We start from the raw sequence: 17,812 nt of genomic DNA, 5'->3' as shown, positions 1-17,812 counted from the left end.
ACTAATAGGAACGGGGACGGTCTGCCGGAGCAGCACCAAACTGTTTATTCGGCTTGTTGCCCATCTCGAAGGTCAATGTACCGCCTTTCATAACATCTTCGTACGTGATATAGCTTTTCGGATAGGACTCACCATTCAGTCGGACAGATTGGATATATTTATTGTCCTTGCTTACGGCCGGAGCCTCTATCGTAAATGTCTTTCCTTCCGGCAGGTTAATGGTAACTTTCTCAAAGAGCGGACTGCCAAAAACATACACTCCGTGAGACGGATTAACCTGATAGAATCCTAAAGCAGACAGTACATGCCATGCCGACATCTGACCACAATCTTCATTGCCAATAATACCGTCGGGACGGTCAGTATAAAAGTTGTGCTGAATGTAACTGACTCTCTCCGCCGTCTTCCACTGCTGGCCGGCATAAACATAGAGGTAAGCCACGTGATGACTGGGTTCGTTGCCGTGGGCATACATGCCTATTAGTCCGCTGATGTCGGCTGAGGCCTGCTCACCCATATCACCTTCGGCCACAAAGAGCGAATCCAACTTGCTGGCAAAGCGGTCGTCGCCGCCCATCAGACTGATGAGTCCTTCGGGATGCTGAGGCACAAAGAAAGTATAATGCCAGCCATTGCCCTCACAGAAATCACCCCATCCGTGAATAGACAGGAAAGGATCGTAGGGCGTACGCCAACTGCCGTCGTCCATCTTCGGACGGATAAAATTGATACTTTTATCAAAATACTGTTCGTAGTAGTGCCCACGCTTCCAAAAAGTATTATATATATCTTCTTTACCCATCTTCTGAGCCATCATGGCCAGCCCCCAATCGCCTACGGCATATTCCATGGCAATGGAAGTGGCTTCAGGCATTTTGTCACACGGTATCCAGCCTTTTTCCATCACGTAAGGAACCCCACGCTGCCTGTCGTAAGTAGCTGAAGCGACCATGTAGTTCAACGCCCGTTCGGGATCGAAACCACGGAAACCTTTCAGATAAGCATCTGCTATTACCGGAATAGCACTGTAACCCGGCATTTGATTGGTTTCGCCTCCCACTAACGGCCAGATGGGCAACTTACCTTGCTGATCGTAGATACTCAGCATGGAATTCACCATGTCGGGCACTAACTGAGGTTGGAGAATGGTAAGCAACGGATGGAGAGTGCGGTACGTATCCCACAACGAAAACGTAGAATAGTTAGTCCAATAGTCGGCCTTGTAGATTTTATCATCGTGCCCACGGAACTCTCCGTTCACATCGGCATACAGTGTCGGAGCAATGAACATGTGATACAAACTGGTATAAAAAATCTTCTTGCCACGTTCGTCACCACTCTCTACGTTCACACACGACAGCATGCGATTCCAACGTTTTTCGGCATCCGAACGAACCTTCTCAAAGTTCCATTCAGGTTGTTCCGCTTTCAGATTAGCCAGAGCATTGGCACAACTGACGGATGAAAGGGCCACCTTGAGCTGCACCTTCTTCGGATTGTTCCGAAAGGTCAGTACCCCTTTCACCGCTTCGCCGGAAAGGCTATCTGATCCGACAGCCGCATCATCGTCAAATACGGCCACACTCTCAATCGGTTGATCGGACTTCAGCACAAAAAATACCTTGTGCTGCGGACTCCATCCCTTGGAAAAGCGGTATCCCTCAACCGTATATTCATCCGTCCGTTTCAACGCAGTCGCAAAAGCACGGTCGCCGTTGCCTTCCTTTAAGTTCACCAACAGCCGGGGTGTTCCTTCGGGGTAAGTATAACGATGAATGGCAACACGGTCGGTAGCCGTCAGTTCGGCACGCACGCCATTATCCATCAGCAATGAATAATAACCGGGAGCAACTTCTTCGTTCTCGTGCGAGTAATAGGTCGAACAGGCTCCCTTGATGTTATCCTGTTCGCCACGGGCAGTACGGACATCGCCTACATAAGGCATCAGAAGCACATCGCCCAAGTCGGCACATCCAGTACCGCTGAGGTGCGTATGACTGAATCCTATCAGTACACTGTCCGAGTAATGATAGCCCGAACACCAATCCCAACCTTTATGAATGTTCTGCGGCCCCACCTGCACCATGCCCAAGGGGACACTGGCACCTACAAATACATGTCCGTGCCCACCCGAGCCGATATAAGGATCTACGTAACGGAGGTAATCGGCACCAGCCATACTGTTTTCTTTTTGCAAAACGCATGCGGACGGCAGCACAGCCAGCAGTCCACACAGCAATATACCTATAGTAAATGAAAGTATTCTCATGGCATTATGTTTGTTTGAAAGTTTATTCGTTACAGACTGTTCAATAAATCCAGCTTCCCGTCATTGATTAACTTGATGATCAACTCACCGAACAGTGTGTTCTGCCAGGCAAACCATTTACGGGTGAACTTTTCAGGATTGTCCTTATGGAAAGATTCGTGCATGAAACCGGTACCGGCATCAGTTGTCATCAGCATACGGATACACTGTTTGATTTCCTCGTCGTCCTGACTGGTGAAAGCTTTCATCATGATGCTCATGGGCCACACCATATCGTATCCGATATGCGGTCCTCCAATGCCTTCGCCTGCCTTTCCCCTGAAGAAATAAGGATTGTCCTCGCTCCAGACAAAGCGGCGTGTATTCTGATAGACGGGATCGTTGATATCGACATCTCCCAGATAGGGCAAAGCCAACAGGCTGGGAACATTGGCATCGTCCATCAGCATGCAGCTGCCATAACCGTCTACCTCGTAAGCATAGATTGTACCATATTTAGGATGCTCGCAGGTGGCATATTTTTTCAGAGCCTGCTCTACTTCATTGGCCAGATCCGTGCATTGATGTGCCAGTTCCCCATTCTTGTTCACTTCCGTCAGAATCTCGGCCGCTTTCCGCAAAGAAGTCACGGCAAAGAAATTGGACGGAATGAGGAAAGGCAGGGTCGTAGCATCGTCCGACGGGCGGAAAATGGAGACTATCAGGCCAACCGGATTGGCAGGGGCTCCCCAACCGTCGTTGATGGTAGTATCGGTAGCACGTTCGGTTTTGCGCTGGAAACGGTAAGGTCCCCTATCCTCTTTACGTTGCTGTTCCTTAAAAGTACGGAGTACGTTACCGATAGCCTTCAGCCAGTTTTCATCGAAAATACTGGCATCGCCCGTCACTTTCCAATAGTGATAGGCAAGCCGCAACGGATAGCATAAAGAGTCTATCTCCCATTTGCGCTCGTGCAGTTCGGGCTTCATGTCAGTACGGTCGGTCTCCCACTGACTGCCCTTGGGACCGTCATTGAAAGCATTGGCGTAAGGATCCTGATTAATGCACAGAAACTGACGGCGAATGACTCCTTCGAGCATCGCCTTCAATTGAGGATCATCGTTGGCAAACTGTACGTAAGGCCATACCTGTGCACCCGAGTCGCGCAGCCACATGGCATGGATGTCGCCCGTATAGACAAAAGTGTCCGGTTTACCGTCCAGCATACGGAAGTGCACGGTGGTATCCAGTGTATTTGGGAAACAGTTCTCGAACATCCAGGCCAGATAAGGATTCTTCAGCAACGCTTTTATTTCCGCAATTTTCTTTTCGATGATATCCGACTGAAACAGACGCTCCTCCGGCTTGGGACGTTGGCTGATATAGCGACCAACGTTATCGTTCGGTGCCGTAAAAGATTCTTCCGGAATTTGTTCAACGGGGCGGGACATCCCGTAACGGTTTTCGGCTGCAGCAGTGCCCGACACCAGTCCCGACAGCATCAGGGCGGCAGCCAGTAGTTTTTGGTTCATCATATATTCTATTTACTTATCTTACTTAAGTTTCGCAAGTCTCAACTTATTAGTTGACAAGGCTTCAGTTAACAAGTCTACTAGGCTGGAACTCCCGGTTTGACAAAGTGTTGCTTGAAACGGCTTGCTACAAACGCCTTGTTAACTCGTCAACTTGTTGCTTGTCAACTGCAACTTGAGCTTGCGAATTGAAAATCGACGAAGTCAAAGTTGAATTATCTTACTTAACTACAATTTCATCGGTAAACAGCCAGCCCATCACCTCCCGATTCATGAATCCCTGGAAACGGACATATCGTACTTTTGCATTGCCTTCCCACCGATAGTTGCGGAAGGTAAGCCGTTCCTCGGTAACAGGGACGTCGGTCGCAATGCGCTTCACCTCTTCGAAGTGGAGCCCATCCTCGGACAAAGAAATCACGACCTCCTTCGGAAGCCATACTTCAGGACCACGCAGTTGCAGAAAGTCCGCTTCCACCAGCCTGATATCCGTCAGTCTGCCCAGATCGATGGTTACGTCCACATCCTTACACAGGAAACCTTGCCAGCGACGGTCGCCATACGTCCAGCCTCCACGCCATCCATCAGTCAGCGTAGAATCGCCCGAAGCCGGATAGGCCGATGAGAAAGGTTGGGCATACGTCACCGGACAATGCAAGGCAAGATGTTCGACCGGCTGCAAAGACTCCGGACGCTCGCCCACTTCTTTCTTTAAGTCGAAAGGATGATAGTCCTGCGACTGCAACCATTCCGTTTCCTTCAAGACGGATTTCCGGAAACGGGTCCAGTCTTTCCGTTCCGGCTCTGTCCACGCCACTTCGGCCAAGGCCAGCAAGCGCGGATAAATCATATATTCGGCATGTTCGGCAGTGGGAATATACTCAGTCCAGACATTAGCCTGTACTCCTTTAATGAACCGACGCTGCTCACTGCTCAGTTCGGCAGGAACTGGATTGTAGGAATATACTTTCTCCAAAGTCAGATAACCGCCAATCGCTTCGGGCTGTGAAACAGGAGCATCCTGATAGGCGTCCAAATAGCAAAACTCGCCGGGAGTCATGACAACATCGTGGCCAGCCTTGGTAGCCGTAATGCCTCCCTGCTCGCCCCGCCACGACATTACTGTAGCACTCGGAGCCAGCCCACCTTCCAGAATCTCGTCCCATCCTATCAGTTTACGGCCGTGACTGTTCAGGAACTTCTCTACGCGATGAATCAGATAGCTTTGCAATTCTTTCTCGTCTTTCAGTCCTTCCTTACGGATACGGTTCTGACACTTCGGGCACTTCTCCCAACTGCTTTTGGCTGCTTCATCCCCACCGATATGAATATACTCCGAAGGGAAAAGCTCCATCACTTCCAGCAACACGTTCTCCAGAAAAGTAAATGTTTCTTCGTTGCCAATGCATAGTTCACCGTTCTGATAAGGCTTGCCCGAGCAGGACAACTGAGGAAAGACGGCCAGTACTTCTTCCGAGTGTCCAGGCATCTCGATTTCCGGAATGACGGTAATGTGCAGTTTGCGTGCATGTTCCACAATCTCGCGTACGTCGTCTTGCGTATAATATCCACCTTCGGCATCGGCCTCATCCCGACGGCAATATTTACGTCCTCCCCTCCACCAGGCTTTCCAGTTGGGATAAGGACGATAGGCAGTCTGTTCCGTCAGCTGAGGATAACGTTTGATTTCCAGACGCCAGCCCGCACCGTCGGTCAGGTGCCAGTGGAAACGGTTCAGCTTGTAACGGGCCATGGCGTCGAGCTGCTTCATCACAAACTCCTTCGAACGGAAGTGACGAGATACGTCAAGATGCAGACCACGGTAATCGAAACGTGGATAGTCACTGATATCTACATAAGGTAAACTCCAACTACCTTCTTCAGGCCCTTCCTCTGCCAGTTGCAACAGGGATTGAAAGGCATAGAAAAGTCCTGTCGCAGTAACAGCCTCAACATGTACCCCGCCGCGGCCTACAGCTAAGGTATACCCTTCGGCAGAAGCTATACCCGGAATAGAATCTGTCAGTTCGAAACAGAAAGGTGCCCGCTCATCCTCCGACATCTGCAGCCTGAACGGGGAAGCTCCAAGCACAGCAGCCAGATCGGAGCGTTCAGTTCCTTTCAGATTGGTAGTAAACTGTCCTCCAAAAGAAAATGTGTACATACCAGAATGTACCTTATACATCTGAGGTTGAGGAATGAGGGCTAACGGGGAAGTGGACACACGCCCACATCCGACAGCCAATGCCATCAAGACAGTCAAAAGGGAAATCAAACGGATTTTCATAGCCTAAAAGTATTAAATCTTCTTCGGCCGCCTAAATTAGCAAAAATATTTTTAAATCAAAGATTTAACCGACAAAGAAAAACAAAGCCACCGGAAACAGCTCCGTCCCCGTCTAATACAGATTACCTAACTTTGTCCGGTAGCTGGCAGCAACGCTCTGCTGAACCGACAATGGAAACTCATCGTTCCAAACAGATTTCTGCATAGCGGTATCGGACAACTCAGCCCAATGGGAAGCGGGCAAAGAATAGTTACCATAGACCGGCAAAGCCACAGGAGCCTTACCCGACCTGCGGGAAATATAAAGAGCTCCCCCCACAACAAGCAACAACGCCATGCCGGCAGCCAAGATCCGGTAACGCCTCAAGAAGACAGACTTTTCCTGCACACTGCAGGACACCTCCAATGCCGAAGCATAACGTTCTGCCGGCTTACGACGCGTACATCTCCGCGAAACAGCAGCCAGTTTTTTGTCCTCCAGGATTTCGGCCATCTCGCCAATGATTATGCCCAACGAATAAATATCGGCACGCAGGTCAAGAGGCTGTCCAGGTTTCAGGGCTTCAGGAGCCAAGTAATAGCGGGTACCGGCAGGAAGCTTTAACGCATCGTAATCGTCACAGTCGGACAAGCCGAAATCGATCAATTTTACATTATGACCATTATGAGTCACCAGTATATTTTCCGGTTTCAAGTCTCGGTGTACAATCTGTTTCCCGTGCAGATAATGAAGCGCACTGCAAAGTTCGGTTATAAACTTACGCGCCAGTTCCGGTGTCAGCAGACCACGCTGCATAACTTCCTTCAGCGTAATTCCGTCAATGTACTCCAGCACAATGCAATGTCCCAGCTCCGGTAAGGTTTCCCAGCCTAAGGCTCTGCAGATATGAGGGTGCTCCAGTTGATAACCGATATCGAATTCTTTCCGCAACGCCTGTTCATAGAAATCGCTGCCAATGTATTCGGGCTTCAACGCTTTCAAAATATGCAAGCGATTATAACGCTGACAACGGAACAGACGTGCATAACCCGACACGGACACATACACCTCCGTCAGATTCGAAAAGCTCTGTTCGCCCGACTGAACGTCAGCATCGATAAATCCGGACGAAACTTCATTCTCTGCCATTGGCCAGCCCATTTAATAATGTCAATCCACCGTTACGCCCTGCGATGAAAGGCGAAAGCTTCACACCGTCGCGCAATACGTAAGGCAGGAAAAGCGGTTGTCCCATCAGGAAAGAGACTGCTTCGAAACGGTCACCCACCAACAATTTAGACTGCCGGGCTTCCTTTACTTCGAACAAATCGCCTCCTTCGTAGTACAGACGCAGATAACGATTAGGCGACCATCCGATCTCCAACTCCGAACCGGGTGACAACTCGCGGGTCACGATCTGATGAGCCGAGAAAAACGATGAATTATAAACCGGACTATTCTTCAGCCATGCGCAAAACTGCTTGAAATTGGAATGCCCCACATAGCGTGCCAAAACATCCAATGTACGCATACGAGGCAAATGAGAATCACCCACATACCCCCACAAACGTTTCAAGGTAGATGTCGAGACCAAATCGTCCACCTGCTGCTTCAGATGTAGAGAAAACTCATCGAAATCGGTCGAAGTCTGCAACGGCTTCTGATATGTCTTCTCCACCTGTAATAACAATTCTGCAATTTCCGGTTTATATATATTCATTTTTGTCTTGCATTATTTAACGAGACAAACTTACGGAAAAATCTTCATTTATAACACCTCCACAACAAAAAATGCCAATTAAAAGTTGAATGTGCATCTGTTAAATCTGCGTCATTGAGCTGTCTTTCTCTGTTTTGTCTCCCAAAAAATCTTATCTTTGCACACACCGAAACCGTGCGACAAAGGCAGTTATACCGCCGGTCGGCACGAAGCCCGACGAAATCAAACCAATACTATAACAATATGAAACATCTAAATCTTTTGCTTATGGCAGCAACCATGACGTGTGGAGCATGCGGAAGTATCCAAAACAGCGATACACCGGATGCAGAAGACCTCATCCAGCGTTCGGACATCCGTATCGAAAACCGCCGTATGACACCCGAAGCCCTGTGGGCCATGGGACGCATCGGAAGCGTAGCACCCTCGCCCGACGGTAAGCAGATAGCCTATGCCGTCACTTACTACAGCGTACCGCAAAACAAGAGTAACAGCGAACTGTTTGTCATGAACGCCGACGGCAGCGCCAACACACAAATCACCCATAGTGCCATGCGCGAAAACCAACCCGCCTGGATAAAAGGCGGTCAAAAACTGGCCTACCTCAGCACCGAAAGCGGAAGCAGCCAGGTATGGGAAATGAATCCCGACGGAAGCGGAAAGCAACAACTGACCAACTACGATGGCGATATAGAAGGTTTCTCCTTCAGCCCCGACGGTAAAAAGCTGCTTTTCATTGCCCAGGTGAAAACAGTGCAAAGCACCAAAGACAAATATCCCGACCTGGATAAGACAACAGGTATCATCGTCACCGACCTCATGTACAAGCATTGGGACGAATGGGTAACCACTGCCCCACATCCCTTCGTAGCCGACTTCGACGGTTCGTCCATCAGCAACGTGACAGACATCCTGCAAGGCGAACCTTACGAAAGCCCGATGAAACCTTTTGGCGGTATCGAACAGCTCGCCTGGAGCCCCGACAGCAAGGAAGTGGCCTATACCTGCCGTAAGAAGACAGGACTGGAATATGCCATTTCCACCAACTCAGACATCTACATCTACGACCTGGCCAGTAAACAGACACGTAACATCACCGAAGAGAACAAAGGATACGACACCAATCCGCAATACTCTCCCGACGGCAAATACATTGCCTGGCAAAGCATGGAGCGCGACGGCTACGAGGCCGACTGGAACCGCCTTTTCGTGATGGACCGCCAGACGGGCGAGAAACGTTTCCTGAGCAAGGGCTTCCCCTCGAACGTGGATGCTTTCTTATGGAACAGCGATTCGCAGAGCATCTTCTTCACCGGTGTGTGGCACGGTATGACTCCTATCTATAACGTAAGTCTGAAGCCGGACGGCTGGATTTACCAGCTGACCAACGGCCTGTACGACTACGGCAGCATCGCCCTGTGCGGCAAGGACCTCATCGCCACCCGCCACTCCATGAGCGAAGGCGACGAAATCTATGCCATTACCGACCTGGACAGCAAGCCTTTCCCAGTAAGCTTCTTCATGGAGGGCGGCCCGGAGCGGTTCAGCAGCACGGACAGCATCCGTCCCGACTACCCCGTCAAGCAACTCACCCACGAAAACCAGCACATCTACGACCAACTGGACATGGGCCGCGTAGAGGGACGCTGGATGAAGACCACCGACGGCAAACAGATGCTGACATGGGTCATCTATCCGCCCAAGTTCGATCCTAACAAGAAATATCCCACCCTGCTGTTCTGCGAAGGCGGACCGCAAAGCCCCGTCAGCCAGTTCTGGAGCTACCGCTGGAACTTCCAGATCATGGCAGCCAACGATTACATCATCGTAGCCCCCAACCGTCGCGGCTTGCCGGGATTCGGCGTCGAATGGAACGAAGCCATCAGCGGCGATTACGGTGGTCAGTGCATGAAGGACTACTTTACCGCTATCGACGAAATGGCCAAAGAGCCGTTTGTCGACAAGGACCGTTTAGGATGCGTAGGAGCCAGCTTCGGAGGATTCTCCGTCTATTGGTTGGCCGGCCACCACGACAAACGCTTCAAAGCCTTCATTGCCCACGACGGCATCTTCAACATGGAAATGCAATACTTAGAGACAGAAGAAAAATGGTTTGCTAACTGGGATATGGGCGGCGCATACTGGGAAAAAGACAACGCCACAGCTCAGCGTACCTTTGCCAATTCGCCTCATAAATTTGTTGACAAGTGGGACACGCCTATCCTCTGCATCCATGGCGAAAAAGACTGCCGCATTCTGGCCAATCAGGCCATGGCTGCCTTCGATGCCGCCAAGATGCGTGGCGTACCAGCCGAACTTCTTATCTATCCCGACGAAAATCACTGGGTGCTGAAACCACAGAACGGTGTGCTGTGGCAGCGCGTATTCTTCGAATGGCTGGATAGATGGTTGAAGAAATGATAATGAATTATGAATATAGAATTCTGTTCAAAATCCATAACTAACTTTTAACATTCCAACTGCTTTCTTCCCTTGATGAAAGCAGACATAAACCTATAACGGTTATTCAACATACAAAGTCCCTCTTTAGAAAACTAAAGAGGGACTTTACGTTCGTATATGGCTATCAATATTGCATAGCTTTTTATCCTGCATCATATTGTTTTCACAACAGCATTGCTTTCCCTATCACACAATACAGCTTGTGCTTTCCCCCTACATTTTATCCTTTTTCACCGAAAATGCCTTCACGCTTTCACCTCCTTACAAATGGCTCGTTATAAGGAGTTTCCGGTGAAAGCTATGTTTCAAAAACAATTTCACCTTTCTAATTCAGGAAAACACAACTATTTGCGAATACCCAACAATTGTGAAAGGTATGTTTCACTATATTCTTCTGTTTATCAATGCAATGAAAGCAATAAAGCGGTAAAAGTAATTTCAGGAAACAAAGTTCAAAGAGCGGTGAAACTTATACGTTCTCTTTCAGACAACAACTAATCACCTTTCACCGACATCATATGGATATTTTCACTCACTTGCAAGGCTAACGAACCACACAAGTGTCCCACGCGAGAAACATAAGTGCGGCTCGTCTTCCACACTGGTGTCTCTCGCGAGCCGTACAAGTGCGGAAGAGAACGCGTAGATGCAATCACTATTTCAACCCAAACAGGCAGAAATAAAAAATCCCCCGTTAAAGGACGAGGGAACCTAATGTTTTCACAACGGAATAATCCTTATTGTGAGTTGCTTCAAATTAGTATGGCAAATATACAAAGAAAAAAGCATTTAGCAAGTGATTTCTCATTTATTTTTGTAGATTTGTGGCAGATATAAAGATTTCCATTACCATGAAAAGAATATTAGGGTTAGATTTAGGTACCAATAGTATTGGTTGGGCAATAATAAATAAGTCTTTCGATAATGAGGGTAACGAATTGCTATGCGGTATAGAAGCAGCAGGTAGTAGGATTATCCCAATGGATGCTACTATTTTAGGAGATTTCAATAAAGGTAACAAAGTTTCTCAGACAAAAAACAGAACACAGGCTAGAAGCGTCAGACGTATGTACGAAAGACAGCATCTAAGACGCGAAAGACTCCATCGGGTACTATCTGTGTTAGGATTCTTGCCTCCTCACTATTCACAACAATTAGATCGTTATGGTAAATTTTTGCCTGATAAAGAGCCCAAATTGGCATGGTATATAAACGATGCTGGTAAATCACATTTTTTGTTTCAAGACTCTTTCCAAGAGATGCTAGATGTATTTAGAAAATACAATCCATCTGTCATTATTGGATCTCATAAAGTACCCTATGATTGGACTATTTATTATCTAAGAAAAAAAGCGTTATGCAAAAAGATTAAAAAAGAAGAGTTAGCTTGGATTTTACTAAACTTTAATCAGAAAAGAGGATATTTTCAATTACGCGATGAAGAAGAAGAACAAGTTTCTACCAAAACTCGACAATATTTCGATCGCCAGCAAGTGGTTGATATTATAGATACTCAAGAAGTGTATAAAGGATTGAAAATCATACAGGTTGTGCTGGCTAATGGTACTCAAGGGAAAATCTTCAAAAAAGAAATTCCTGATTGGATCGGACAAATAAAAGATATTATTGTAACTGTTGATATAGACAAGGATGGAAAAGATAAATATGATGAGGACGGCTCTCTTTCATGTCGTTTTAAAGTCCCTTCTGAAACCGAATGGGAAACAGAATGGAAATTAATTAAAGAAAAAACACAGCATGATTTAGAGGCATCTGGTAAAAGCGTAGGTGAATATATATTCGATACCCTCCTTCACAATCCGACGCAGAAAATTCGCGGAAAGCTGGTCCGTACCATTGAACGAAAATATTACAAGGAAGAACTATATCGGATATTGTCGAAACAAAAGGAATTCCATGACGAACTAAATGATAAGCAACTCTATGAAAGATGTCTGGAAGAACTATATCCCAACAATCCGGCTCATAAAAATCTAATGGCAACACATGATTTGCCTTACTTTTTAATAAATGATGTTTTATTTTATCAACGTCCGTTGAAAAGTAAGAAGTCATTAATAGATAATTGTTCCTTTGAAGGACATGAATATATAGATAGAGAAACAAATGAACGCAAATTTTCGCCAATAAAATGTATTGCAAAGTCTCATCCTTTATTTCAAGAATTCAGATTGTGGCAATTTGTTTCAAATCTTCGTATTTACCAAAAGGAAAAGGAAATTGACGGACGCTTGATGACAGATGTAGATGTCACGCAAGAGTTTCTACGTGACGAAGAAGACTATGTTGCCTTATTCGACTGGCTGAATGGGAAGAAAGAAATCAAGCAAGAACAATTTTTGAAATATCCGACATTTGGCTTAAAGAAAAAAGCGAACCAATACAGATGGAATTATGTTGAAGACAAGCCTTATTGCTGTAACGAAACACGTTCTCTAATGTTGGTTCGTTTAGAACAAGCTGGTATTCCGCTTACATTTCTGACTCGCGAACGCGAGAAAGCTTTGTGGCATATTTTATATTCTGTATCGAACAAACAGGAACTAAAGCAAGCTCTTGCATCTTTTGCTGGCAAAAATGGTTTAAACAAGAACTTTGTCGAAATATTTGTCAATACACCAGCATTCGAAAAGTCTTATGGATCATATTCTGCTAAGGCTATTAAAAAATTACTTCCTTTAATGCGTATGGGACATTACTGGAAAGAAGAAAACATAGATGTGCACACACTCGAAAGAATCAATAAAATTCTGTCAGGAGAATACGATGAAAATATCAAGAATCGAGTCCGGGAAAAAGCTATCCATTTGGAAGATTTATCTTCTTTCAGGGGACTTCCTCTGTGGCTTGCAAGTTATATTGTTTATGACCGTCATTCGGAAGTGAAAGAAGCCTGTCAATGGAAATCCCCCCAAGATATTGATGAATATCTAAAAGCGTTTAAACAGTATTCTTTGCGTAACCCGATTGTGGAACAGGTCGTTCTGGAAACTTTGCGTACCGTTCGTGATATTTGGAAACAAATAGGGACAATTGATGAAATTCATGTAGAGTTAGGACGTGAAATGAAAAATCCAGCTGAGAAACGTAAGAAAATGGCTCAGAAAATGCTAGAAAAAGAGAATACCAATCTGCGTATCAAATCCTTACTTGTTGAGTTCATGAACCCCGAATTGGGCATAGAGAACGTCCGTCCTTATTCTCCTTCTCAGCAGGATTTGTTACGTATCTATGAAGAAGGCGCATGGAATGCTTCAAACGCTGATGATAAAATGCACGATGAAATGCTGAGTATTCTGAAGAAATTCAATGAGTCGGACAGCAAAAAAAGGCCTACTTCTTCTGATATCAAACGCTATCGACTTTGGTTGGAGCAGAAATACAGATCACCCTATACAGGTGCAGTCATTCCATTAAGCAAATTATTCACTCCTGCCTACCAGATTGAGCATGTCATCCCTAAAGCCCTTTATTTTGACGATTCGTTCAGTAATAAAGTGATCTGTGAGTCTGAAGTGAACAAACTTAAAGATAAACAGCTAGGCTATGAATTCATTAAGAAACATCATGGTGAAAAAGTTCAATTGTCGTTAGGCGGTGTAGTCGAAATTTTTTCAGTAGATGCCTATGAACAATTTATAAAAGAAAACTATTCACAGAATAGTGCCAAGATGAAGAAACTTTTAATGGACGAGATACCAGAACAATTTACAGAACGCCAAATGAACGACAGCCGATATATCAGTAAGTTAGTTGTATCATTGTTGTCGAACATCGTCCGTAATGAAGAAGAACAAGAAGCTCAGTCAAAGAATGTCGTAGTATGTACAGGTGGAGTGACCGACAGATTAAAGAAAGATTGGGGAGTGAACGACGTGTGGAATAAAATCATTCTGCCGCGATTTGAACGTATGAATCAACAAACAGGAACCTCCGATTTTACGTCGGTCAATAGCAATGGGCATACAATACCTGCCATGCCCCTTGATTTACAAAAAGGGTTCAACAAAAAGCGTATTGATCACAGACACCATGCGATGGATGCCATAGTAATAGCATGTGCGAGCAGGAACATAGTCAACTATCTGAATAATCAATCGGCAGGAGAACACGGGAAGATATCCCGCTATGATTTACAACATCTGCTGTGCACCAAGGTGCAAGATGGCAATGGGTATCAGTGGGTTATTAATAAACCTTGGAAAACATTTACCCAAGATGTATATGAAACGCTGAGAAACGTGATTGTCAGCTTCAAACAGAATTTGCGTGTCATTAACAAAACAAGTAATTACTATCAGCGGAAAGAAAATGGAAGAACGATTCTTTCCAAACAGGATAAGGGAGATAATTGGGCAATTCGGAAATCGCTACATAAAGAAACTGTTTTTGGAGAAGTAAATTTACGTAAAACAGGTAGTACTTCTTTAAAGGTTGTTCTTACTAACCCGAAAGTAGTTGTTGACAAAGATTTAAAAAAGAAACTAATAGAACTCATACAACAAGGATTTAACGAAAAACAAATAAAGAATTATTTTAAAGAACATAAAGACAGTTGGCAGGATGTAAATCTAAAAAAAATTCCTGTGTATTTTTTCACAAAAGATACCCAAGAACATTATTTTGCTTCCCGAAAACTTTTAGATGACACTTTCAAACAAGATTCAATTAAAGAAAGTATTACAGATACAGGAATACAAACTATTTTGTTGAAGCATCTGAAAGAAGAAGGTAATGACCCTAAAGTTGCTTTTTCACCAGAAGGAATAGAGCGTATGAACAAAAATATAGTGCATTTAAACAATGGACATCAACATCAGCCAATTTATAAAGTACGAAAATATGAAAAAGGTGACAAGTTTGCAGTGGGTGCAAGAGGCAACAAATCCTCAAAGTTTGTAGAGGCTGCTAAAGGCACAAATTTGTTCTTTGCAATCTATGAACAGGAACAAGTCGAAAAAAGCAATGGTGAGGTAGTGAAGAAGCGCACATTTGCCACAATTCCACTGAATGTAGTTATCAGTCGGCAAAAACAGGGCAAATCTTCTGCACCTGCTGACGAAAATGGAAATTTGCCTTTATTCGTTCTTTCACCCAACGATTTGGTGTATGTGCCAACCAGAGAAGAGCTAAAGAATGGACAATTACCTGACAATCCTCATCCTGATAGAATTTATAAAATGGTAAGTTCTAGTGGTAACCAATGCTTTTTTATTCAATATGGAGTATCTAGTATGTTATGGGACAAAAATGAATTTTCTGCTCTTAATAAGATGGAAAGAGCTATAACAGGAGAAATGATTAAAGAAATCTGTATTCCATTAAATATTAACCGTTTGGGGCATATCACTTATAGACTATAACTATCATGATAAAAAAAACGCTATATTTTGGGAATCCAGCTTATTTATCCTTACGCAATGGGCAGCTGGTAATAAAGCTACCGGAAGTTGAACGAAATGGTTCACTTCCGGAAGCTATCAAACAACAAACGGATGTTACACGACCTATTGAGGACATCGGTGTAGTGGTTCTCGACCATAAACAAATAACTATTACTTCGGGTGCTTTGGAAACCTTACTGGAAAATAATTGTGCTGTCATCACTTGCGATAGTAAAAGTATGCCAGTAGGATTGATGTTACCTCTTTGTGGCAACACCACACAAAATGAACGTTTTCGAAAACAACTAGAGGCTTCGTTGCCATTAAAAAAACAAATGTGGCAGCAAACCATTCAAACCAAAATCCGTAATCAGGCACAAATATTAGCGCAATGTACAGGAGAGAAAGCAAAGTGTATGTTTGTGTGGGCCAATAATGTTCGGAGCGGTGATCCTGATAATTTGGAAGCCCGAGCTGCCGCTTATTATTGGAAAACAATGTTTGCTGATGTAGATGGTTTTACACGCGATAGAGACGGCCTTCCTCCCAACAATCTATTGAATTATGGATATGCTATTTTGCGTGCAGTCGTAGCTCGTGGATTAGTATCGAGCGGATTACTCCCGACTTTAGGTATTCATCACCACAACAGATACAATGCTTATTGCCTAGCAGATGATATAATGGAACCCTATCGTCCTTATGTTGACCGTCTCGTTTATTCTTTATTTAAAGAAAAAGGAGAAAATGTAATTATGGACAAAGCTGTTAAAACAGTCTTGCTTACCATCCCAACTTTAGATGTTCATATTGGTGGCAAACGTAGTCCATTAATGGTAGCTGTTGGGCAAACCACTGCATCCTTATATAAATGCTTTGCAGGGGAATTAAGACGTATCCAATATCCCGAAGAAGATTAATGGAACGCTTTAGCGAATATAGAGTAATGTGGGTATTAGTATTTTTTGACTTACCAACGGATACAAAGAAAGAGAGAAAAGCAGCGTCCGATTTCAGAAAAATGCTTCAGCGTGATGGGTTCACCATGTTTCAGTTCTCCATTTATGTCCGACATTGTGCCAGTAGCGAAAATGCCGATGTACATATTAAAAGAGTCCAATCCTTTCTTCCTCAATTAGGTCAGGTGGGTATCTTATGTATTACAGATAAACAGTTTTCCCAAATTAAGATTTTTTATGGGAAAAAGACTGTAGAGCCTAATGCTCCAGGACAGCAATTAGAGCTATTCTAAAAAAGTAAATCCTACTATTTGTAGGATTTACTTCAAAGAAACAGCATTTTTACAAATTCTAGCTATACTCATAAATCCCTGATTTACTAGTCGTTGCATACATTGAGCTGTTCTTTATGGTTCAAAGATACTAATTTGAAAGCAAATCACAACATTGTGTCTAAATTAGGGGTGGGGTATTGGCTGTTCTTTATGGTTCAAAGATACTAATTTGAAAGCAAATCACAACGATAGGACTAATTCATCCCTGTACTTGTAAGCTGTTCTTTATGGTTCAAAGATACTAATTTGAAAGCAAATCACAACACGTATTCGTTCGCGTATAACAGACTTTATGCTGTTCTTTATGGTTCAAAGATACTAATTTGAAAGCAAATCACAACTCAGAAGAGCGAAGCATGATTTCACCAGATGCTGTTCTTTATGGTTCAAAGATACTAATTTGAAAGCAAATCACAACAGGGTTTAGAATGATACTCGAAAATCCTTCGCTGTTCTTTATGGTTCAAAGATACTAATTTGAAAGCAAATCACAACATACTCTTGATTGTTCCGTCCGCTTCCGTTGCTGTTCTTTATGGTTCAAAGATACTAAAACTCGCCCACATACGGATCGATTTTGGAGAAATAATGCAAACTGTTGGAAATGAAAGGTGATGTGCGGTTGTATTCCGTATCCGTCATTGGGGCACATTTGCCATTTTTTGAGGGGTTAAGAAAATAAATCGCTACCTATCCGTTGCCTTTTTCAGATTGGGAAAACCGTGCGAAACGGGCTTCCGATTCCTCTGTCATATCACCGTAAAGAACGCTGTTCCTGCATATTTTGCGTTAGCGAAGATAGCCATTTTTTCGCAAAGCAGAAAAAATACGGGCCGGTTCTTTCGAGCATGGGACTTGTTTCCATATTCTGCCATATTCGTCA

At 44.5% G+C, this 17,812-nt stretch carries 9 protein-coding genes and 1 CRISPR repeat array; of the genes, 4 read left to right on the top strand and 5 right to left on the bottom strand.

Annotation, left to right across the window (positions count from 1 at the left end):
* Position 1: 1 nt before the first annotated feature.
* The 5 genes from BQ5591_RS10645 to BQ5591_RS10625 all read right to left on the bottom strand — a co-directional run bounded on the left by BQ5591_RS10645 (position 2) and on the right by BQ5591_RS10625 (position 7,767).
* Entirely contained in the window at positions 2-2,269 is a 2,268-nt protein-coding gene (locus BQ5591_RS10645) for a GH92 family glycosyl hydrolase (RefSeq protein ID WP_083380929.1), read from the bottom strand.
* 29 nt (positions 2,270-2,298) lie between these two features.
* On the bottom strand, positions 2,299-3,699 hold the full coding sequence (locus BQ5591_RS10640) for a glycoside hydrolase family 125 protein (protein ID WP_071149431.1): 1,401 nt from the start codon (positions 3,697-3,699) through the stop codon (positions 2,299-2,301).
* Positions 3,700-4,000: 301 nt separating this feature from the next.
* Positions 4,001-6,067 (bottom strand): beta-N-acetylhexosaminidase, encoded by a 2,067-nt coding sequence (locus BQ5591_RS10635; protein WP_071149280.1) that lies wholly within the window; start codon positions 6,065-6,067, stop codon positions 4,001-4,003.
* A 112-nt stretch (positions 6,068-6,179) separates the two neighbouring features.
* Positions 6,180-7,196, bottom strand: coding sequence for a serine/threonine protein kinase (locus BQ5591_RS10630; RefSeq protein WP_071149279.1), 1,017 nt, complete (start codon positions 7,194-7,196; stop codon positions 6,180-6,182).
* Positions 7,183-7,767, bottom strand: a complete 585-nt coding sequence (locus BQ5591_RS10625; RefSeq protein WP_022164071.1) for a hypothetical protein — start codon at positions 7,765-7,767, stop codon at positions 7,183-7,185. The genes BQ5591_RS10630 and BQ5591_RS10625 overlap by 14 nt, the downstream gene beginning before the upstream one ends.
* 243 nt (positions 7,768-8,010) lie before the next feature.
* Here BQ5591_RS10625 and BQ5591_RS10620 point away from each other — a divergent pair, with 243 nt between their 5' ends.
* The 4 genes from BQ5591_RS10620 (at position 8,011) to cas2 (ending at position 16,887) form a co-directional block, all read left to right on the top strand.
* Positions 8,011-10,188: a dipeptidyl-peptidase Dpp5 gene (locus BQ5591_RS10620; protein ID WP_083380927.1), complete on the top strand. Its 2,178-nt coding sequence runs from the start codon at positions 8,011-8,013 to the stop codon at positions 10,186-10,188.
* A gap of 893 nt (positions 10,189-11,081) precedes the next feature.
* The gene (gene cas9, locus BQ5591_RS10615; RefSeq protein ID WP_071149277.1) at positions 11,082-15,614 is read left to right on the top strand and encodes a type II CRISPR RNA-guided endonuclease Cas9; all 4,533 of its coding nucleotides are present in this window, start codon (positions 11,082-11,084) and stop codon (positions 15,612-15,614) included.
* A 5-nt stretch (positions 15,615-15,619) separates the two neighbouring features.
* Entirely contained in the window at positions 15,620-16,555 is a 936-nt protein-coding gene (gene cas1, locus BQ5591_RS10610; RefSeq protein WP_071149276.1) for a type II CRISPR-associated endonuclease Cas1, read from the top strand.
* Positions 16,555-16,887 carry a CRISPR-associated endonuclease Cas2 gene (cas2, locus tag BQ5591_RS10605; protein WP_071149275.1) on the top strand — a complete coding sequence of 111 codons (333 nt, stop codon included), beginning with the start codon at positions 16,555-16,557 and terminating at the stop codon, positions 16,885-16,887. The genes cas1 and cas2 overlap by 1 nt, the downstream gene beginning before the upstream one ends.
* A 106-nt stretch (positions 16,888-16,993) precedes the next feature.
* A CRISPR array of direct repeats spans positions 16,994-17,424; the repeat unit is 47 nt; unit sequence GCTGTTCTTTATGGTTCAAAGATACTAATTTGAAAGCAAATCACAAC.
* Positions 17,425-17,812 lie beyond the last annotated feature (388 nt).

The organism is Bacteroides ndongoniae, assembly GCF_900108345.1.
In the GTDB taxonomy this organism is placed as follows: Bacteria; Bacteroidota; Bacteroidia; order Bacteroidales; family Bacteroidaceae; genus Bacteroides; species Bacteroides ndongoniae.
Note: the sequence above shows the minus strand (reverse complement) of the source record. Positions and strands in the feature narration are given on the sequence as shown.